The sequence below is a fragment of the Rhodococcus sp. P3_B8 genome (assembly GCF_056402775.1).
Genome location: NZ_JBFUGT010000107.1, coordinates 1 through 20,539, shown reverse-complemented (window position 1 = coordinate 20,539; position 20,539 = coordinate 1). Strand labels below are relative to the sequence as shown.

Genomic DNA, 20,539 nt, shown 5'->3' with positions numbered 1-20,539 from the left:
CTACGAGGCCCTTTACGGCGAGAAGTTCCCCGAGGGCGTGCAGACGTCCGAGAACCTGTACCGCAACGGCGTCATCGACGGCGTCGTCCCCGCCACGCGCCTGCGCCGGCTCGTCCACCGGGCGTTGCGGGTGCTGATCGATCCGCCGACGTCGACCGCCACCGTCACCGAACCGGCGCCGGACGTCGACATTCCCGACGTGCCCGCGTGGCAGTCGGTGATGCTGTCGCGGCGCGCCGACCGGCCCGGCATCCGACACCTGCTACGGCACGCGGCCACCGAGCAAGTGCCCCTCAGCGGCACCGGTCAGGGCGAAACCGAGGGGACGGTGCTGCTGTCGCTGGCTCGTTTCCGGGGCGCACCGTGCGTGTTGCTGGGCCAGGACCGCGCCGGGCAGTCCGCCCTGAACACGATGGGGCCCGCCGCCCTCCGCGAGGCCCGCCGCGGCATGCGGTTGGCCGAGGAGCTGCAGATCCCCCTGGTCCTGGTGATCGACACCCTCGGTGCAGCGCTGTCTCAGGAAGCGGAGGAACGCGGCCTGGCCCCTGAGATCGCCCGCTGCATCTCCGACCTCGTGACGTTGAAGACGCCGACCGTGTCCGTCCTGCTCGGTCAGGGCACGGGCGGCGGGGCGCTCGCCTTCCTCCCTGCCGACCGGGTGCTCGCCGCGCAGAACGGGTGGCTGGCCCCGCTTCCTCCCGAAGGCGCCAGCGCGATCGTCCACCGCGATACCTCGCACGCCCCCGAGATGGCGGCCGCGCAGGGCATCCGTTCGCTCGACCTGCTGCGCGACGGCGTCATCGACGCCATCATCCCCGAGCATCCGGACGCCGCCGACGAGGCCGTCGATTTCTCCAAGCGGGTCGGCGAGGCCATCTCCCGGGAACTCCGTGCCCTGACCGGGGTTCCCGAGAGCGAACGCTTCGCAGCCCGGCTCGCCCGCTACCGGAACCTCGGCCTGGACTAAGACAATTTGATCGTCGGGTTGTACATGTCCATCCACAGCGCGAGGTCGAGCGTGCGCTCGAGTCCGCGACGCGACACCTGATTGATCTGCGGGGTGTCGACGGAGACCGCCCGGGACAGCCAGTCCGCACTGACCAGGCCGAACACCGGGTTCGAGGGATCGCTGAGCAGGTCCTTGCCGTGCTGCTGCAACGCCACCGCATACTTCGGGTCCTGGGTGGACGGGTACGGCGACTTCACCCGGTCGATCACCGACTGCGGCAGCACATCCCTGGTCGCCGCCCGCAGCAACGATTTCTCCTTGCCGTCGAACGTCTTCAGCGACCACGGCGTGTTGTAGACATACTCGACCAGCCGGTGATCGCAGAACGGCACCCGGACCTCGAGTCCGACGGCCATGCTCGCGCGGTCCTTGCGGTCGAGCAGCACGCGGACGAAACGCGTCAGATGGAGGTGACAGATCTTGCGCATCCGCCACTCGAAGTCGGATTCGCCGTCCAGCCGGTCGATCCCGGACACGGCCGCGTAGTACGAGTCCTGCACGTAGTCGTCCATGTTCAGCCCCGCCGTGACCTCCGGGGTGAAGATGTTGCTCTCGTCGCCGAAGTGCTCGGCGACCTGCACGAGCCACGGGAAGGTGTTCGCCTGCTGCGCCTTCGGATCGAAGAACTGCTTGTATCCGCCGAACACCTCGTCGGCAGACTCACCCGACAGCGCCACCGTGGAGTGCTGACGGATCGCCTTGAACAGCAGATACAGCGACGCGTCCATGTCGCCGAGGCCCATGGGGATGTCGCGTGCCCGGATGACCTTCGCGCGCACAGCGGGGTCCGCGAGTGCGTCGGAGTCGAGGACGATGTCCTGGTGCGCGGTCCGGGACCGCCGGGCCACGTCGTGCACGTACGGAGTGTCCGGGGTGCCCCGCAGTTCGTCGGCCACGAAATGTTCGGTCTGACCGACGAAGTCGACGGCGAACGTGCGGACCGTCTCACCGACCTCGGCGAGCTGCTCGGCGGCGATGCCGGTCATCGCGGACGAGTCGAGACCACCGGACAGCAGGGTGCAGCGCGGCACGTCGGCGACCAGTTGCCTGCGCACGATGTCGTCGAGGAGTTCACGGACGTGCGCGACGGAGGTGTCCCGGTCGTCGGTGTGCGGACGGGTCTGCAGGGTCCAGTACCGGTGCGTCCGCAGTCCGGTGCGCGAGACGGTGACCACCGTGCCCGGTTCCACCTCACGCATGCCGTCCCACACGGCGTGTCCCGGTGTCTTCACGAACGCGAACAGTTCCCGGATCCCGTCCATCGTGACGGTCGACTCGGCGATCGGATTGGCAAGGATCGCTTTGGGTTCCGAACCGAACAGGACACCGTCTCGGGTCTCGTAGTAGTAGAACGGCTTGATGCCCATCCGGTCGCGGATCATCACGAGGGTGTCGGTCCGCGAATCCCAGATGGCGAAGGCATACATGCCGTTGAGCCGCTCCGCGACGGCCTCTCCCCACTCCAGGTATCCGTGGAGCACCACCTCGGTGTCGGAGTCGGTGGCGAATCGGTGACCGCGCCCGTACAGCTCCTCGCGCAGTTCACCGAAGTTGTACACCTCACCGGAGTAGACCATCGCAACGGTCCCGCCGGGGATGTCCACGCTCATCGGCTGATGCCCACCCGGCAGATCGATGATCGCGAGCCTTCGATGCCCGAGCGCGGCGTGTTCGACGACCCAGGTGCCGCGATCGTCCGGCCCCCGGCAGTTCATCGTCTCGGCCATGACATCCACGGTGGACTGTTCGACGCGTAGATCGCGTTCGAACGAGATCCATCCGGCGATTCCGCACATGTGTTCCTCCGACTGTCGCTGGCGCCTTCCTTCAGCGCGTGGTCAGTTGCGAGGTGGCGAACCGAGTCGGAACCGTAGCAATCACATTGACAGTTCTTTACTCTTGCTAACCACCTACATTCCACGGTAACCCTTTTCGGCGCGCAGGCGGTGGGCCCGGAGCACCGCCGGTCAGAACGGCGCGGGTTCGTCGGTCGCGTAGGCCCCGGATGCGCGTGCACCGGGCGACCGGTGCCGGACCGCATCCAGGTGCGCCTGCCGTCGGCGGCGCTCCGCCCGAATCCGGGCAGCGGTGTTCTGCGCACGGGTGCGGCGGCGGGCCGCGGTCTTGGCATGGCCACTCGCGGCCGCGGCCGGGTCACTTCCGGCACCCAGGAGCCCCGACGGCCGCGGTCGGTATCGGTGACCGGTGGGCGCGACCAACTCGATTCCACCGCCAGCAGTCACCCTCCAGTGACCGGAATGTTTGAGCCGGTGGTGATTTCGACAGTAAGCAGTCATGTTCCCGGCCATTGTCGGACCTCCGGCCGCGGGATCGGAATGGTCGAACGGCCGATGATGATCGAGGTCCGTGTTCCAGGCCGCCACATCGCAGTGCAACCATTCGCACCCGCCGGCCAGCACCCGCATCCAGGTGTCGAGCACGGTGCCGGGACGGTACATGGTCGGGACGACAGAGCTCGGTGCCCGCACCGGTTCGACTTCCGCGACGGCCGCGATCTCGCGTGCGTGCGCCGCGTCGACGATTCCGTAGCCGTCGAGGTAGGCCGGTTCGTCGTCGCCCGCAAGTGTGGAGTCGAGCATGATCAGGTGCACGAGGGGCTTGCGCGCGGTCGTCGCGATGCGGGAGTCCTGGCCGCAATCGACCCGCCCGCATTCACAGTGCACGAACCCGACCCCGTCGATGAGCGCGGACAATCCGTCGGCCCGCCTCTGTTCGTACGTTCGAAGGTCGTTCGGGCACACAGTGTTTGCCAGTTMACGCAATCTCGCGTCGAATGCGCGACCCTGCGCCGCAGGGATGGATCCGAGGATTCGGCACATGCCGTCCTCAGCCGCGCCGACTCCGACGAACCGGTCTGCCTGCGCCTTCTCCCGCTTGGCCCGCACCCCTGCCGGGTCGAGCCTTGCGATGATGCGGTTGGCGGCATTCGTCAGCCTGCGGCCGGTCAACCCGGTTCCACCGGAGCGCGGTGGGACCAGAACCTGTTCGAGGAGTTGATGTTCGACCTCGCCGATCTGGTCATCGCTGACGTTTGCCGTCGCGTCCTCGATCAGGCGCACCCGGTACATGTCGAGATCACCGCGTGCCATGGCCTCGCGTGTGGCGTGCAACCGGGTGCGTAGCGACATACCCAGACCGATCAGCCGACCCGCCGCCGCACGGCCCATGGTGAGCGCGGCACCGATCTCGGCCTCGACGACTTCGTGCGCGGTCGACGTCCACGCCCCGTCGGACTCGACCTCGGCAGTGCGGCGCACGAAAAGCTCGGCGATGACCGCCAGCTTCCGTTCGGCCACCACCGATTCACTGCGATGCAGGTCGGTCATCAACACGACCAGACCCACATCGGATTCCCCGTCGACGAGACAGCAGACTGTCTCGCGAACCCCCCGATCGAATACCCCCGTATCGAACATGTGTTCTACCCTAGCGAAATCCCTTGCGCTCCACAAGACCCCGAAGAATAGCCCAACGCCTAGCCACTCCCCGCCACGATGACAGGCACGGTGGCGGCGACGATGATTGCGGCGTTGACGGCCTCGACCGACTTGCGCACGGCAGTGCCTGCCCAGTCCCCTTCGGCGATCTCCTCCGCCCGTTTCTTCACGGCGCGACGATCGGCGTCCGGGAACAGCTTCGGGGCCGCGTCGACGGCGGACAGCAGCGAGACGAGCGCGGCGGTGCGTGGAGTGGGGGCGACCCCGTCGAGGAGTGCGGCGCTCAGTTCGGACCGCAGCGCGCGTTCGTGGCTGCCGTCGACCTCCGGCCACCGCGTGGTGGGGAAGATGCCCAGCACCTTGCCCTTCTCCTCGCGGACCCATCCCGCGTCGACGATGCGCTTCACGAGTTCGTCGCGCAGGTTCTTGGCGAGCTTCTCGATGGCTGCTTCCGGTTTCATCGGCTTGGACGTACCGATGAGGTCGACGGCCCGCGCGAGCAGCGGATCCTGCGGCCACGCTCCGTCCCGGACGACGAGACGCCCCTTCTTCACGTCCTCGCCGGGTTCGGCCGGGGTGACGACGTCGCCCAGAGCCAGTTCCAGAAGAACGGCGCCGGCGAGGACGCGCGGCATCCGGGTCCCGTCGACGACGGGCTTTCCCGACGTGTCGTCGAGCAGCAGCAACAGCAGGTCTTCGGCGAGCAGCGTCATGCTTCCACGATAGGGCCGACGTCGCGACGAAGTCCGGTGTCCGTTCAGCCGCCCCGGGGAATGTTTGCCGGTTACCGTGAAGGGGCAATGTTCTGAGTATTCACCGGACGGTTGTCGGGCACCGCAGAAAAGCACGAGGAGCGGCTATGAGCGCGATCGGACACTGTCGGGCACTCCTGGCGGTTGCCGTCGTTGCGTCGTCGGCCATGTTCGGTCAGGTGGCAGCGGCGTCGGCGGACGAGTGGCGGGCCCTTCCCGCCGACAAGCCGGCGTCGGCAGACGGATCCGTCCTCGACCACATCGAGGAGATCGACGACCGTCAACTGAACATGTACGTCTACTCGGCGGCGATGGAGAAAGTGATTCTCCTCGAGGTGATCCGCCCCGCCGACACGAGCGTGCCCCGGCCGACCCTGTATCTGCTCAACGGCGCCGGCGGCGGCGAGGATTCGGCAACCTGGCAGGCGAGGACCGACGTGGTCGACTTCTTCGCCGACAAGAACGTCAACGTCGTCACTCCCGTCGGCGGGGCGTACAGCTACTACACCGACTGGGAGAAGCCCGATCCCGTCCTCGGCGTGAACAAGTGGACCACCTTCCTCACCGAGGAACTTCCCCCGATCGTCGACGCCACACTCGGAACGAACGGTGAGAATGCCATCGCGGGTCTGTCGATGTCGGGCACATCCGTCCTGAGCCTGGCCGAGGCGGCCCCGTCGCTGTATCGCGCCGTCGGCGCGTTCAGCGGGTGCGCCGAGACGAGCACCAAACCGGGCCGGGACTACGTCACCTTCGTCGTCAGCTTCCGAGGCGGCGACGTCGAGAACATGTGGGGACCGCCCGACGACCCCGCTTGGGTGGCCAACGACCCCGTCGTCAACGCCGAGAAGCTGCGTGGCATCGACCTGTACATCAGCAACGCCACCGGGCTGCCCGGCGTCCACGAGAACCTCAACGGCCCGGACATCAACGGAGATGTGGGCACGCTGGCTAACCAGGTGATCATCGGCGGCATCATCGAGGCCGGAACCAACGAGTGCACCCATCGGCTGGCCGACAGACTGAACGCGCTGGGAATCCCGGCCACGTACGACTTCCGGCCCACCGGCACCCACTCGTGGGGTTACTGGCAGGACGACCTGCACAACTCCTGGCCGATGATCGCCGGTTCCCTCGGCCTCTGACCGCATCATCGCGCGCCGACGTCGCATAGGGTGTTGCGGGTCACACGACGACGAGAGGATGTGCATCGATGAGCTCCCCGGGGACTCCGCCTTCGAGCGACAACCATGGCCAGAACTACGCCGAGGTGTACCGCCGGAGCACCGACAGTCCCGAGGACTTCTGGCTCGCCGCCGCCGAGGCCGTCGAGTGGGTGACGCCGCCGACGCAGGCGCTCGACGACTCCGCCGCCCCGATGTACCGGTGGTTTCCGGACGCGACGCTGAACACCTGCTTCAACGCCCTCGACCGGCACGTGCGGGACGGCAACGGGGACCGGGCGGCGTTGATCTACGACTCGGCGATGGCCCCCGCTGCGTCTCGCACCTACACCTACGCAGAACTTCTCGACGAGGTGTCCCGGTTCGCCGGCGTCCTGAAGGACCAGGGTGTGGTGGCCGGTGACCGGGTGATCGTTTACATGCCGATGATCCCCGAGGCGGCGATCGCGATGCTGGCCTGCGCCCGCATCGGCGCCGTGCACTCGGTGGTGTTCGGTGGTTTCGCTGCGAAGGAACTCGCGACCCGCATCGACGACGCCGGGCCGGTGGTGCTGGTGACGGCGTCGGGCGGCCTCGAGCCGGGGCGCACCGTCGACTACCTGCCGATGGTGGCGAAGGCGCTGGAGTTGTCCGGAACCCCTCCGCACACGGTGATCGTCAAGGACCGGGAGCAGGTCCCCGGTTCGGCCGCCGACTACCGGGGTGACGGGGCTGCGTGGTTCGACTGGGACGCGCTGATGGCGGATGCGGCACCCGTGGAACCGGTTCCGGTGACCGCGACGGACCCGCTGTACATCCTCTACACGTCCGGCACCACCGGGAAGCCGAAGGGCGTGATCCGCGACAACGGCGGGCACGCCGTCGCGCTCACGTGGTCGATGCGCAACATCTACGATATCGGCGCGGGCGACGTGTGGTGGACCGCGTCCGACGTGGGCTGGGTGGTCGGGCACTCGTACATCGTCTACGGGCCGCTGCTGGCCGGTGYCACGTCCGTGCTCTACGAGGGCAAGCCGGTCGGGACCCCGGATGCGGGCGCGTTCTGGCGGGTGATCTCCGATCACGGTGTGTCGGCACTGTTCACCGCCCCGACCGCGATCCGGGCCGTCCGCAAGGCCGATCCCGACGCGAAGGAGATCGAGAAGTACGACATCTCCTCGCTGAAGACGCTGTTCGCGGCGGGCGAGCGCCTCGACCCCGACACGTACGCGTGGGCCACCCGCGTCCTCGGCCGGCCCGTCGTCGACCACTGGTGGCAGACCGAGACCGGCTGGGCGATCTGCTCCAACCTGCGCGGGCTCGAACCGATGCCGCTGAAGGCCGGCTCCCCCACCGTCCCGGTGCCCGGGTACCGGGTCCAGGTGGTCGACGCGGAAGGGAACACGGTTCCCGCCGGGGCCGAGGGCAACATCGTGATCGGACTGCCGCTGCCCCCGGGCACTCTGGCCGGGTTGTGGCGCGACCCGGAGCGGTACGTACGGTCGTATCTCGCCACGTTCGACGGCTACTACCTGACCGGCGACTCCGGTTACATCGACGAGGACGGGTACGTGTTCGTCCTCGGCCGCAGCGACGACGTCATCAACGTTGCCGGACATCGTCTTTCGACGGGCAGCATGGAGGCGGTGGTCGCGGGACACCCCGCGGTCGCCGAGTGCGCGGTGGTCGGGATCCGCGACGAACTCAAGGGCCAGCGGCCCAGCGGTTACGTGGTACTCAAGGCCGGGGTCGAGATCGACCCGGAGACACTCCGCAATGAACTGGTCGCGATGGTGCGCGAGCAGATCGGCGCCGTCGCCACGTTCCGCGACGTGACGGTCGTGCAGGCGCTGCCCAAGACCCGCTCGGGCAAGATCCTGCGCAAGACGATGCGGCAGATCGCCGACCACGAGGAGTACACGGTGCCCTCCACCATCGAGGACGTCGCCGTGCTCGACGCGCTGAAGAAGCAGCTGGGCGGCTGACCTCTCAGACCCGGACGGCCGCGTCGAGTGCGTGATCCACCAGTTCCTCGACGCGGTCCGGTTCGAGGGGGTCGAGGTCGAACAGGATGCGGTAGATGATCGGCGCCACGACGTGGTCGATCACGTGCTCGACCACGCCCTGCACGGGTTCGCCGCGTCCGAGGATCGTCTCGATCTGGGTGCGGCAGAACGTCGCGCACTTGAACTGATTGGTGCCGTCCTCGGACCTGAGGGTGTCGGCGCTCATCACGACGTCGCGCAGTGCCGCCCGCCCCACCGGCGAGGACATCTCCTCGAGGTAGTCCTGCGCCCAGGCGACGAGGTCGCCTCGCACACTGCCGGTTTCACGTGGGGACGCGTCGGGATGCAGACGTTCGAGCGCGACGTCCGCGAACAATTCGGTGATGTCGCCCCAGCGCCGGTAGATGGTCGACGGGGTGACCCCGGCGTCGGCGGCGATCATCGGGACGGTGATGTCCGCACGGCCGCGCTCGTCGAGAAGTTTGCGCGTGGACGCGTGCACCGCCTGCTGGATGCGGGCGCTGCGACCACCGGGGCGCGGACCTGGAGCCGGACTCATGCCCCCATGCTAACGCAAAGACGTTGCATTAAGAATGGTGGCGGCGTAGCGTCCACTAACGCAAACCTTTTGCATTAATGTTTCCGGGAGTACGCCATGACGACGCTTGCCGCGCCCGAAGCACCACCGACGTCTCGACCCGCACTGCGCCGAGGAGCCGCCTTCACGCTCGTCGCGGTCGTGATCGCCACCCTGCTCGGCGCGTCTGCCGCACCCACCCCGCTGTACGAGGTGTACCAGTCGAACTGGGGTTTCTCGTCGCTGCAGTCGACCCTGGTCTTCGGCATCTACGCCGTGAGTCTGCTGCTGGCGCTGCTCACCGTCGGGTCGCTCTCGGACTACGTCGGCCGTCGGCCCGTGCTGATCACGGCACTCGTGGTCGAAGCCGCCTCGATGATCATGTTCGCGACGGCCGAAGGCATCGGCCTCCTGCTGTTCGCCCGGGTCGTGCAGGGTTTCGCCACCGGCGCCGCGATCAGCGCACTCGGTTCCACACTCCTCGACCTCGAACGCACGCCCGGACGCGGCGCCACCGTCAACAGCATCGCGCCCACCGTCGGCCTCGCACTGGGCGCCATCGGATCGAGCCTGATCAGCGAGCACCTTCCCCGGCCCACCAGCACCGTGTTCCTGGTGTTCTTCGCGCTGTTCCTCCTCGAGATCCTCGGCATCTGGGCCGCACCCGAGACTGCGGTCCGGCAGAGGGGGGCTCTGGCATCGATGCGGCCGACGCTCGCGGTCCCGTCCACCGCACTGGGCATGCTCGTCCTCACCGGACCCTGCCTGGTCGCCGTGTGGGCGCTGGGCGGCTTCTACCTGTCACTCGGACCTTCGCTCGCCCGCAACGCGCTCGACGTCCACACGTCGCTGATCGGCGCCGTCATGGTCGCGACGCTCACCGGGACCGGCGCATTCGCGGTGTTCCTGCTGCGTAACGTGGCGGCACGCCGCATCCTGTACGTCGGCGCGTCCGCCCTCGTCGCCGGCGTCGCCGTCACCCTGATCGGCGCCGAAACGTCCTCGGCGCTGTGGATTCTCGCGGGAACGGCGGTGGCGGGCATCGGGTTCGGCGCCGGCTTCCAGGGCACCATCCGCACCGTCATGCCGCTCGCCGAACCGCACGAGCGCGCGGGCCTGCTGTCGAGCATCTACGTGATCGCCTACCTCGCCAACAGCGTTCCGGCACTGATCGCCGGATATCTCGTCGGAAAGGTCGGACTCGTCGACACCACCCGCATCTACGGCGGACTCGTCATCGTCCTCGCCGCGGCAGCGTTCCTCGGGCTCCTCATGCGCAAAGCGCCTGTGAGTACTTGTTAACCGCCCGCGGTTAACAAGTACTCACGGGGCCTTGATCTCGCCGTAGCGGGCGAGGGCCTCCTGCCGTTCATGGGCGTGGTCGACGATCGGCGGCGGATAATCCTCGGGGCGAACGTCTTTCAGAGCGTGAACGGCCTTGCCGGGGATGCCACGCAGTTCGGGCACCCACCGCCGCACGTACTCGCCGTCGGGGTCGAACTTCTCCCCCTGCGTCGTCGGGTTGAACACCCGGAAGTACGGCGACGCGTCCGTCCCCGATCCCGCGGTCCACTGCCAGCCGTGCTGATTGTTCGCCAGATCCCCGTCGACGAGCTGGTTCATGAAGTAGCGGGCACCCCGCCACCACGGCAGGTGCAGATCCTTGACGAAGAACGACGCGACGATCATCCGCACCCGATTGTGCATCCAGGCTTCGGCCTTCAGCTGACGCATCCCGGCGTCGACGATCGGGAACCCTGTGCGGCCCTCGCACCACGCCGTGTACGCCTCCTCGGCGTCGGGACCGCTGTCGTAGCGGATGTGGTCGAAGCGGCGATCGTAGTTTCCGCGGGCGCTGTCGGGACGCTGGAAGAGGATGTCGGCGTAGAAGTCCCGCCACGCGAGCTGCCGCCGGTACTGCTCGGCGCTCTTGCTACGGCGGCGCGCGAGATCGCGGAGCATCGTCCGCGGATGAATGTTGCCGTACTTCAGGTACACCGACATCCGGCTGGTCGCGTCGAGACCGGGACGATCCCGCGCATCCTCGTAACCGGCGAGGTCGTCCTCGCAGAACTCCGCCCACCGCTGCAGCGCCGCCGCCTCACCCGCGGGGCACCCGTCGGATTCCGGTTCGGGGATCGTCACCCGCCGCGCCTTCACGTCGTCCGGGTCGACCCACTCCACCGTCGCAGGCCCGGTGTCGATCGGCGCGCGCCACCCGTGTTCGAGCCACTGCCGGAAGTACGGGGTGAACACGCGGTACGGCTCCCCGTCCGTCTTCGCCACCCGGCCGGGCGCCACCGCGTACGGCGAACCGGTGGCCACCAGATCGACATGCTCGGCGACGGCGGCATCGCGCTCGCGACCGTAGGGCCCGTAGTCCGCGCTCACGTGCACTTCTTCGGCGGATACCTTCTTCGCGACCCTCGGAACCACGTCGACGGGATCGCCCTTCACCACCAGCAACCGGCCGTCGAGTTGGTCGTCCAGTGCGGCGAGACTGCGGAACAGGAAGTCCCGGCGAGCACCGCCCGATGTTTTCAGCAGCCGGTCGTCGAGGACGAACAGCCCGAGCGCCCGCGCCCCCGACTCGGCCACCGTGTGAAGCGTCGGCAGATCACCGAGCCGGAGGTCGCGCCGGAACCAGACGAGTGCGGTGTCCATGCCTGCCACGGTAACGAAGCGCAGGCCGATCAGTTGGTGGAGCGAGCAGACGACAGCACCGACAGGTACGGCGCGTCGATGTCGTAGTGGTCGAACGCCGACAGCGCCGCGCGGGCGAACGTCCGCTGCACCGCCCACTGCCTGCCGGGCTTGGTCCGCGCTGTGATCCGCAGTGTGACGGATTCCGCGGTCACCGAGTTGACGCCCAGCAGTTCCGGGGGTTCGAGTACGTCGGCCGCGATCGCGTCACCCTTCGCCGCCTCGGTGACGGCCTCCAGCGCCACCTCGCACGCCCGCTGCACGTTGGCGGCGTGCGCGATCGGCAGATCGACCACCGCGACCGCGTAACCCTGGCTCATGTTGCCGACGCGGACGATCTCACCGTTGCGGCAGTACCAGAGGGTGCCGTTGACGTCGCGGATCGTGGTGACCCGCAGACCCACCGTCTCGACCGTTCCCACGGCCTCGCCGAGGTCCACGACGTCCCCGACCCCGTACTGGTCCTCGAGCAGCATGAAGATGCCCGACAGGAAGTCCCGGACGAGGTTCTGCGCACCGAAACCGAGTGCGACACCGATCACACCGGCCGACGCGATGAACGGGGCCACGTTGACGCCGAGGACGGCGAGGACCTGGAGCACCACCCAGATGAGCACCACGATCGACACGGTCGATTTGAGGACGGACCCGATCGTCCGGGCACGTTGCGCGCGGCGCTCGTTGACCATTGCCTCCTTGACGCCGCGCGGGGCGCGTTCCCGCAGGGGTCGGAGCATGGCCGGTTTGTCGGAAGGCTCCCGGGGCCGCGTCATCCGGTCGATCATCCGGTGCAACGCGAAACGCAGCACGAGCGCCAGGACGACGTAGGTCGCGATCTCGGCCGGGCGGTGAATCAGCCAGTCACGGTTGGTTTCGGTCAGTTCGAATGCCTGCAGCGAAGAAAACATCTCCAACGAGTGTACGGACGAGACACGCTCCCACAACTGCCATCCGCACGCTCAGTGGTCGCGCTCACGGCACAATGCAGGAGTGACCGTCACCGACTCAGCCAGTGTCCTCGTGGTCGACGACGACGAGGACGTGCGGACGTCCCTCGAACGCGGCCTGCGGCTGTCCGGATTCACCGTCCTCACGGCCGTCGACGGCGCCGACGCGCTCAGGGTGGTCAGCGAACGACGTCCGGACGCGATGGTGCTCGACATGAACATGCCGGTCATCGACGGCACCGGTGTGGTGACCGCCCTGCGCGCGATGAACAACGACATCCCGATCTGCGTGCTCAGCGCCCGCGACACCGTCGACGACCGCATCTCCGGCCTCGAGTCGGGCGCCGACGACTACCTGGTCAAGCCGTTCGTCCTCGCCGAACTGATCGCTCGGATCCGGGCGATGCTGCGGCGGCACGGAACGACGGCCGCCGCGCCGGCCGAGTCGCCCGCGACCCCACCGATCCGCGTCGGTGCGCTGGAGATCCGGACGTCCGCACGCAGGGTCTTCATGGCGGGCGAGGAGGTCACGCTGACCAAACGGGAATTCGAACTCCTCGAGGTTCTCGCCCGCAACGTCGGCATCGTCCTGAGCCGTGAGCGACTCCTCGAACTGGTGTGGGGGTACGACTTCGTCGCCGACACCAACGTGGTGGACGTGTTCGTCGGCTACCTGCGTCGCAAGTTCGAAGTCGGTGGTCAACCGCGCATCCTGCACACGGTCCGCGGAGTCGGGTTCGTGCTCCGGGAACCGTCGTGAAACGGTCGTTCTCCCTCCGGACCCGCGTGGCCGCCGCGACCGCACTGGGGGCGACGATCATCGTCGTGGCCCTCGGCATCCTGGTGTCGCTGGCGATCAACCGGAACAACCTGTCGCAACTCGACCGGCGGCTGGAGACGGCGTCGGACGTCCTGGTTCCCAACGCGGCCACCGCGGGACTGTTCCTCGGGGCACTGGGCGACAAGGGTGCGTTCGCCATCACCATCCGTTCGGCCGACGGCAACACCGTGCTCGTCAGCACCCCCACCCAGCTGCCCGAACTCGACCCGGGCCAGCAGACCGTCGAGGTCGGTGACACGAAGTACCGGGCGTACACCGCGACCGTTCCGCTCCTCGGCACCCGGATCTCCCTGGCCGTGCCGTACGCCGAAGCCCAGGACGTGACGTCGGAGCAGCAACGACAGGTGGCCCTCGTCGGAGTGCTCGCCATCGCCGCGGCCAGCGGTCTCGGCTGGTTGTTCGGCGGTCGGGCCGTGCGACCGCTGGTCGACTTGACCGGCCGCATCGTGCGCCGCGAACCGAAGCTGACACCCACGACCTCCGGTGTCCGGGAGGCGGACGAACTGGCCTCCGCCGCGGAATCGATGCTGCGCGACGTCGCGGAGGCGCAGGACGCGACCACCGCCGCGCTCGCCACCGCACGCGACTTCGCGGCCGTCTCGGCACACGAACTCCGGACCCCGCTCACCGCGATGCGCACCGACCTCGAGGTCCTCACCACTCTCGACCTGACGCCGGATCAGCAGCACGAGATCCTCCGCGACCTCGCCCGCTCACAAGACCGGGTGGAATCGACGCTGTCCGATCTCGAACGCCTCGCCCGCGGCGAACTGTCCACCGACCAGGACTTCGTGGACTGCGACCTCGTCGACATCAGCGACCTCGCCGCCGAGGAGGCGATGCGTCACAATCCGGGACTGCAGGTGACCGTCGACGCGACCCCGGTGACGGTTCGGGGCATGCCCGGTGGGCTGCGGCTCACCCTGGACAACGCCATCAAGAACGCGGTCCGGCACGGCGGCGCCACCGCGGTGACGATCACGCTGAGAGCGGCCGACGGCATCACCACCGTCATCGTCGACGACAACGGGTCGGGGGTGCCCGAGGCCGAACGGGCCGTGGTGTTCGAACGGTTCCACCGCGGTTCCAACGCAACGAAGAGCGGGTCGGGCCTCGGCCTCGCGCTCGTCGCGCAGCAGGCGGCACTGCACAACGGCAGCGCACGTTTCGAGGTCAGCCCGCTCGGTGGCGCGCGCCTCGTCGTCGAACTCCACACCGACACCACACACCAGCCCCCGAAAGCGGAAGCAGGAAAAGCGGAAAGCCCCGCGTCACCGTGAGGTGATGCGGGGCTTTCGGTGCTGGGGAGACTATTCCTTCACGTCCAGCAGGTCGATCATGAAGACCAGCGTCTTGCCGGACAGCTGATGTCCGGCGCCGGCGGGACCGTAGGCCAGCTCCGGCGGGATCGTGAGCTGACGACGTCCGCCCACCTTCATGCCGGGGATGCCGTCCTGCCAGCCCTTGATGAGGCCGCGCAGCGGGAACTGGATGGACTCGCCGCGGCTCCAGGAAGAGTCGAACTCCTCGCCGGACTCGAACTCGACGCCGACGTAGTGCACCTCGACGGTGCCCCCGGGTACGGCCTCGGCGCCCTCTCCGACCACCACGTCCTTGATGACCAGGTCGGTCGGGGCAGGTCCGTCTTGGAACTCGATCTCGGGCTTGGTCATATGTCCTCCTCGGTGAGGCCTCTATGGTTCGGCACAGGAATTCGCGATCAGCGACCTGTGACGTCCTTGTAGTCACGCTCGGTGTAACCGGTGTAGATCTGGCGCGGACGGCCGATCTTCGTAGCGGGATCTTCGTGCATCTCGCGCCAGTGTGCAATCCACCCGGGCAAGCGGCCCATGGCGAACAGAACGGTGAACATGCGCGTGGGGAAACCCATCGCGCGGTAGATCAGACCCGTGTAGAAGTCGACGTTCGGGTACAGCTTGCGCTCGACGAAGTAGTCGTCGGTGAGCGCCGCCTCTTCGAGCGCCATCGCGATGTCGAGCAGCTCGTCGTCGCCGCCGAGCTTCTCGAGGATGGTGTGTGCCGTCTGCTTGACGATCGCCGCGCGCGGGTCGTAGTTGCGGTAGACGCGGTGCCCGAAGCCCATGAGCTTCACACCGTCTTCCTTGTTCTTGACCTTGCGGACGAAGTCGTCCGCGTTGCTGCCGCTGGCCTTGATCTCGTCGAGCATCTCCAGCACGGCCTGGTTGGCGCCGCCGTGCAGCGGGCCCCAGAGTGCGTTGATGCCACCGGAGATCGAGGTGAACAGGTTGGCGTCGGACGAGCCGACCAGCCGCACCGTCGACGTCGAGCAGTTCTGCTCGTGGTCGGCGTGCAGGATCAGCAGCATGTCGAGAGCCTTGGCGATCTCGGGATCGATCTCGTAGGGCTCCGCGGGGAAGCCGAACGTCATCCGGAGGAAGTTCTCGACCAGGTTCAGGGAGTTGTCCGGGTACAGGAACGGCTGCCCGACGGACTTCTTGTACGCGTAGGCCGCGATGGTCGGCAGCTTCGCGAGAAGTCGGATGGTCGACAGCTCGACCTGTTCCGGGTCGGCCGGGTCCAGGGAGTCCTGGTAGTACGCGGACAGCGCGTTGACGGCGCTGGACAGGACCGGCATCGGGTGTGCGTTCCGCGGGAATCCGTCGAAGAACCTCTTGAGGTCCTCGTGCAGCAGCGTGTGGCGCCGGATCCTGTCGGTGAACGACTCGAGCTGCGCCGTGGTGGGCAGCTCACCGTAGATCAGCAGATAGCTGACCTCGATGAAGGTCGACTTCCCGGCCAGCTGTTCGATCGGGTACCCGCGGTAGCGGAGAATCCCGTGCTCACCGTCGATGTAGGTGATCGCGGAGCTGGTGGAGGCGGTATTGACGAAACCCGGGTCCAGGGTGGTGTACCCGGTGCTGGCGAGCAGCTTGCCCAGTTCGATACCGTCATTGCCCTCGGTTGCCCTGGCAATGGACATCGTGTGCTCACCACCAGGGTAGGTAAGCGTGGGCTTTGTGTCATTGTCAGGCACGAAGCATCCCTCTCAAGCTCAAACCAATGAGTAACAACTTCATTCAGGTAGAAACTAGTCCCACTCTGGCCTGCGTGCCGAAGGCGGGTCCGCTCAGAGCCCGCGATCCGGGTCCGCCGCGGGATGCGCGGCGACCACCGGGAAGGGTCGCCGAACGGGATCGGCGAGTGTCCGATTTGCCCGCACGGCACGGGAGTGGAATCGGTGAGGGCCAGTTGCCCGAGACTGGACTGGCCGCGTTACCTGCACAGATGCCGAAGACTGCGGAGAACACACACCGCGACGCGCGACGCGGTGAGGGAAAGAACAGAGGGTGACACAAAGCGCCGCAGCCGCGACAGAAGAACCCCCGCCCGACGTATCGGCCGGACCGCGACCGGTGTTACACCGTCTCACCAAGTGGGCACTCGATGCTCGAAAGTTGAACCGCTACGCCACCGCGGACATGCCCCACACACCCGCCCACTGCTGCCCCGGAGCGAGCACCAACTGATCGATCCCGGAGTTGAACGCGTCCGGCGGGCACGTCATCGGTTCGAGCGCCAGCGCCCGCCCGCGGCCCGGGTACGACTTCCCGGCGTCCGGATCCGCGACGAACGCCTGCAGCCAACCGAACTCACGAGCCGCCCACAGGATCGTTCCAGTGCCGTCCGGCGCCCGCAATTCGTGCCGCGACCTGCCGTCCGCGTCGACGTCCAGTGCACTGAACGGGGTGTCGAGCGCAACGCCCGCCAACGTGCGCGGGCTGGTGAAGTCGTATTCGGTGCCTGCCACGGGCTGCGAACCCCCACTCGGCAGCATGCGCTCGTCGAGAGGCAGCCGGGTGCCGGCGGACAGTCGCAGCGTGCACTCGTCGAGCGGGAAGTCGCCGGCGCGGACGTAGGAGTGGAAGCCCATCCCGAACGGTGCCGGGATGGCGCCCGTGTTGGTGGCGGTGTGCGTCACGGTCAGGCCGTCGTCGCCCACGACGTAGGCAACGGTGAGCCGCAGCGGGTACGGCCACCCCTTGTGGAGGCCGACGTCGATCGACAACTCGATGCGGTCGTCGGCGTGATTCACGACACGCCAGTCCCGGCGTCGGACGAATCCGTGACTGGCATTGCCGAATGTCGGTTCCGTGATCTCGAGCTGATGGTCGATGCCGTCGAAGACGAACTGGCCGTCGCGGATCCGGTTGGGCCACGGCGCGAGGATCAACCCCGCCGACAACGGTGGCCGGGTTCCGATGTCCCACGTCTCGGTGAGCGCCATCGGCCCGTCCGGACCGTCCCATTCGAGTAGCCGTAGTCCGGCGCCGGTGGCCGCGATACCGGCCCGGTAGCCGCCTCCCCGGATCTCGAATCCGGCCGTGGCAGGCCTGTCCGTCTTCGAAGACTGCGGTTCACCCATGCACTTCAGTGTGCCCGAGATGGGCACGAGATATGTGATGGCGCACAGGAACCTAGCGGGTGACCTTGTACCGCACCAGTGCCGGGAACGCGAGCGCGGCGATCACCACACCGACGACGACGAGGACGCCGCCGCCCGCGGCCGCCACACTCGTCCCGACCGCCGCCGCGGCCGCGCCGTGCACGACGTCACCGATCCGCGGGCCCCCGGCCACGACGACGATGAAGACGCCCTGGAGTCGTCCGCGCATCTCGTCCGTGGCGACCTGCTGGAGCATGGTGCTGCGGAACGCGGCGGAGACCATGTCGACGGCACCACCGAATGCGAGGAACGCGAGAGCGATCCACAACAGGACCGGACTGTCGCCGGGCGACGCGAGCCCCACCACGACGCCGAAGCCGACCATCGCGAGACCCCACAACACGATGCACACGATCACGGCGAGGCCCTGGCGCCGGACCCTCGGCAGCCAGCCGGAGAACACCCCACCGGCCACCGCGCCGAAGGACATCGCCGCGAACAGCAGTCCGAGCGCCACACCGCCCGATGCCGGGTCGCCGAACGTGTCGTGCGCGATCTGCGGGAACAACGCCCGCGGCATGCCGAACACCATGGCGATGATGTCGACGACGAACGACGCGAGCAGGACCTTCTGCGTCGCGAGGTAGGCGAACCCGTCGAACACCTCCCGCAGCCCGGCCCGGCGCGACTCCCCCGTCGGCGGAATGGCAGGCAGCCGGAGCACCGCCCACAGCGTGGCCAGCAGGGCGATCGAATCGACGAGATACAGCGTCGACAGACCGACCGTCGGAATCATCACGCCGGCGAGCAGCGGTCCGGCGATGGCGCCGAACTGCATGACCGTCATGTTGAGCGAGTTGGCGGCGGCCAGCTGTTCCGCGGGGATGAGCCGCGGGATGATCGCACTGCGGGTGGGCTGGTTGACCGCGAAGAACGCCTGTTGCAACCCCAGCAGTCCGAGCACCAGCCACACGTTGTCCAGGCCCAGCGCCGCCTGCACCCAGAACAGCACGGACGTCACACCGAGTCCGACGGTGGTGATCGTCAGCAGTTTCCGCCTGTCCATGACGTCGGCCAGCGCGCCGCCCCACAACCCGAACACGATCAGCGGTACCAGCGCGAAGACACCGGTCAGACCCACGTACGCCGAGCTGCGGGTGATCTCGTACACCTGCTGCGGCACGGCGACGACACTGAGCTGCCCGCCGATCACCGTCACGATCCCGGCCGCCCACAGGCGGCGGTAGTCCCGGTTCTGCAGCGGCGCCGTGTCGGCGAGCAGCCGCCGCTTCTTCTTCTCGGTGACGGTCTCGGTCATTCTTCCCTTAGCTCGTTTCCCATGCTCACTATTCCCAGGCCGTCACGGCTGCAGTCGCTCCACCGTCCACGAGCCGTCGACCAGCGACGTCCGGATTCGGTTGTGCATCCGGTTGGCGCGGCCCTGCCAGAACTCCACGACCGTGGGGCGGATCAGGATTCCCCCCCAGTCTGGCCGGACCGGGATGTCGACGTCGACGGGGAAACGCTCCGCCGCGTGCAGCAGCGCGGCGTCCAGTTCGGCCCGCGAACCGATCGGCTTCGACTGCTCGGAGGCCCACGCCCCCAGCCGGGATCCGCGGGGCCTGCTGTGCCAGTACTCGTCCGTGACCTCGGCGCTCACGCGCTCGACTGGACCGCGGACGGTGATCTGCCGGGCGACGGGCACCCAGGTGAACGTCACCGACGCGTAGGGCACCGCCTCCAGCTGGCGGCCCTTGTCCGAGTCGTAGTTGGTGAAGAACAGCACACCGTCGGCACTCAATCCCTTGCAGAGGACGGTGCGGGTGCACGGATGTCCGTGCTCGTCGACGGTTCCGAGTGTCATCGCGTTGGGTTCGGGAACCCCGGCCTCCACGGCGTCCTCGAGCCACAGGCGCATCAGGGGAAGCCAGCCGTCGCTCAGCTGGTCGGCGTCCAGATCGGAGTCGACGTACCGTCCGTCAGCGCCCTGGTGTGCGTAACCGACGCGCATGGCCGCGAGGTTCTTGTTCACCGGTTTCGGCTGTTCTGCATCTGAAGACACAGCCGAGAACGCTACTCCCGGGTATGCACTGATCAACTCTCCGGTGACACCGGCTAAAGTTTTGGGGACCGAACCCGTCCCCTCGGATTGCAGCCGCGATCGTGCGATGCCCGGGGAAGGGAAGTCGATTGCGCGGACGAAGGTGCCTGCCCATCCCGCATGCACGCCGAGCGCAATTGTCGAACGCCGAGACAGTGCCGCTCTGACCGGGGGCACTCGAACGAGGAGAGTCCACGAGCTATGTCAGCTAGCGCGGCAATACCGGACGATTTCGTCAGCGGACTGGAAGGCGTGGTCGCGTTCACCAGCGACATCGCCGAACCCGACAAGGACGGCGGCGCCCTGCGCTACCGCGGCGTCGACATCGAAGAACTCGTCTCCAAGCACGTCACGTTCGGCAACGTGTGGGCCCTGCTCGTCGACGGCCGCTTCGGCCCCGGACTACCCCCGGCCGAACCGTTCCCCCTGCCCGTGCACACCGGCGACGTCCGCGTCGACGTCCAGGCCGGCCTCGCCATGCTCGCCCCCATCTGGGGATACCAACCCCTCCTCGACATCGACGACGACACCGCCCGCGAACAACTCGCCCGCGCCT

18 protein-coding genes are annotated in these 20,539 nt (G+C 67.7%); 7 read left to right on the top strand and 11 right to left on the bottom strand.

Annotated features, from left to right (window positions below; all coding sequences use genetic code 11):
- On the top strand, positions 1-967 hold a 967-nt coding region (locus tag AC1D1G_RS25955), incomplete at its 5' end, for a carboxyl transferase domain-containing protein (protein WP_477954226.1).
- Here the strand turns inward: AC1D1G_RS25955 and asnB are convergent.
- From asnB to AC1D1G_RS25940, 3 genes are all read right to left on the bottom strand, one after another.
- Complete coding sequence (gene asnB, locus AC1D1G_RS25950) at positions 964-2,805, bottom strand: asparagine synthase (glutamine-hydrolyzing) (protein ID WP_477954225.1); 1,842 nt, start codon at positions 2,803-2,805, stop codon at positions 964-966. The two genes, AC1D1G_RS25955 and asnB, sit on opposite strands and share 4 nt — an antisense overlap.
- A 171-nt stretch (positions 2,806-2,976) precedes the next feature.
- A complete protein-coding gene (locus AC1D1G_RS25945) occupies positions 2,977-4,446 on the bottom strand; it encodes an HNH endonuclease signature motif containing protein (protein ID WP_477954223.1) in 1,470 nt (489 codons plus the stop codon).
- Between the two features lie 59 nt (positions 4,447-4,505).
- Positions 4,506-5,180, bottom strand: a complete 675-nt coding sequence (locus AC1D1G_RS25940; RefSeq protein WP_477954222.1) for a GOLPH3/VPS74 family protein — start codon at positions 5,178-5,180, stop codon at positions 4,506-4,508.
- A 146-nt stretch (positions 5,181-5,326) separates the two neighbouring features.
- Here AC1D1G_RS25940 and AC1D1G_RS25935 point away from each other — a divergent pair, with 146 nt between their 5' ends.
- Together AC1D1G_RS25935 and AC1D1G_RS25930 are read left to right on the top strand one after the other, a co-directional pair.
- The gene (locus AC1D1G_RS25935) at positions 5,327-6,364 is read left to right on the top strand and encodes an alpha/beta hydrolase (protein WP_283330756.1); all 1,038 of its coding nucleotides are present in this window, start codon (positions 5,327-5,329) and stop codon (positions 6,362-6,364) included.
- Between the two features lie 68 nt (positions 6,365-6,432).
- Positions 6,433-8,367, top strand: a complete 1,935-nt coding sequence (locus AC1D1G_RS25930) for a propionyl-CoA synthetase (protein WP_477954221.1) — start codon at positions 6,433-6,435, stop codon at positions 8,365-8,367.
- 4 nt (positions 8,368-8,371) lie between these two features.
- Here the strand turns inward: AC1D1G_RS25930 and AC1D1G_RS25925 are convergent, their stop codons facing one another.
- Positions 8,372-8,947, bottom strand: a complete 576-nt coding sequence (locus AC1D1G_RS25925; RefSeq protein WP_317571030.1) for a TetR/AcrR family transcriptional regulator — start codon at positions 8,945-8,947, stop codon at positions 8,372-8,374.
- Between the two features lie 96 nt (positions 8,948-9,043).
- Here AC1D1G_RS25925 and AC1D1G_RS25920 point away from each other — a divergent pair, with 96 nt between their 5' ends.
- Positions 9,044-10,267 (top strand): MFS transporter, encoded by a 1,224-nt coding sequence (locus AC1D1G_RS25920; protein ID WP_477954220.1) that lies wholly within the window; start codon positions 9,044-9,046, stop codon positions 10,265-10,267.
- Between the two features lie 21 nt (positions 10,268-10,288).
- Here AC1D1G_RS25920 and AC1D1G_RS25915 read toward each other — a convergent pair whose 3' ends face one another.
- Together AC1D1G_RS25915 and AC1D1G_RS25910 are read right to left on the bottom strand one after the other, a co-directional pair.
- Positions 10,289-11,629: a cryptochrome/photolyase family protein gene (locus tag AC1D1G_RS25915; protein ID WP_283330753.1), complete on the bottom strand. Its 1,341-nt coding sequence runs from the start codon at positions 11,627-11,629 to the stop codon at positions 10,289-10,291.
- Positions 11,630-11,658: 29 nt separating this feature from the next.
- Positions 11,659-12,576 carry a mechanosensitive ion channel family protein gene (locus AC1D1G_RS25910; protein WP_283330752.1) on the bottom strand — a complete coding sequence of 306 codons (918 nt, stop codon included), beginning with the start codon at positions 12,574-12,576 and terminating at the stop codon, positions 11,659-11,661.
- Between the two features lie 82 nt (positions 12,577-12,658).
- On the opposite strand from AC1D1G_RS25910, the gene AC1D1G_RS25905 reads away from it, so the two are divergent.
- Together AC1D1G_RS25905 and AC1D1G_RS25900 are read left to right on the top strand one after the other, a co-directional pair.
- Complete coding sequence (locus tag AC1D1G_RS25905) at positions 12,659-13,375, top strand: response regulator transcription factor (RefSeq protein ID WP_477954219.1); 717 nt, start codon at positions 12,659-12,661, stop codon at positions 13,373-13,375.
- Positions 13,372-14,736, top strand: a complete 1,365-nt coding sequence (locus tag AC1D1G_RS25900) for a sensor histidine kinase (protein WP_283330751.1) — start codon at positions 13,372-13,374, stop codon at positions 14,734-14,736. Before AC1D1G_RS25905 ends, AC1D1G_RS25900 begins: the two co-directional genes overlap by 4 nt.
- Positions 14,737-14,766: 30 nt before the next feature.
- Here the strand turns inward: AC1D1G_RS25900 and AC1D1G_RS25895 are convergent, their stop codons facing one another.
- The 5 genes from AC1D1G_RS25895 to pdxH all read right to left on the bottom strand — a co-directional run bounded on the left by AC1D1G_RS25895 (position 14,767) and on the right by pdxH (position 19,914).
- Positions 14,767-15,129, bottom strand: a complete 363-nt coding sequence (locus AC1D1G_RS25895; protein WP_280778592.1) for an FKBP-type peptidyl-prolyl cis-trans isomerase — start codon at positions 15,127-15,129, stop codon at positions 14,767-14,769.
- A gap of 47 nt (positions 15,130-15,176) precedes the next feature.
- The gene (locus tag AC1D1G_RS25890) at positions 15,177-16,472 is read right to left on the bottom strand and encodes a citrate synthase (protein ID WP_005244092.1); all 1,296 of its coding nucleotides are present in this window, start codon (positions 16,470-16,472) and stop codon (positions 15,177-15,179) included.
- 429 nt (positions 16,473-16,901) lie between these two features.
- Positions 16,902-17,861, bottom strand: a complete 960-nt coding sequence (locus AC1D1G_RS25885) for an aldose 1-epimerase family protein (protein ID WP_477954218.1) — start codon at positions 17,859-17,861, stop codon at positions 16,902-16,904.
- 52 nt (positions 17,862-17,913) lie between these two features.
- Positions 17,914-19,200 carry an MFS transporter gene (locus AC1D1G_RS25880; protein WP_283330749.1) on the bottom strand — a complete coding sequence of 429 codons (1,287 nt, stop codon included), beginning with the start codon at positions 19,198-19,200 and terminating at the stop codon, positions 17,914-17,916.
- Positions 19,201-19,242: 42 nt separating this feature from the next.
- Positions 19,243-19,914: a pyridoxamine 5'-phosphate oxidase gene (gene pdxH, locus AC1D1G_RS25875; protein WP_477954227.1), complete on the bottom strand. Its 672-nt coding sequence runs from the start codon at positions 19,912-19,914 to the stop codon at positions 19,243-19,245.
- Between the two features lie 270 nt (positions 19,915-20,184).
- Between pdxH and AC1D1G_RS25870 the strand changes: the two genes are divergently transcribed.
- Positions 20,185-20,539 (top strand): citrate/2-methylcitrate synthase (locus tag AC1D1G_RS25870; RefSeq protein WP_477954216.1); only part of this gene is annotated, 355 nt, incomplete at its 3' end.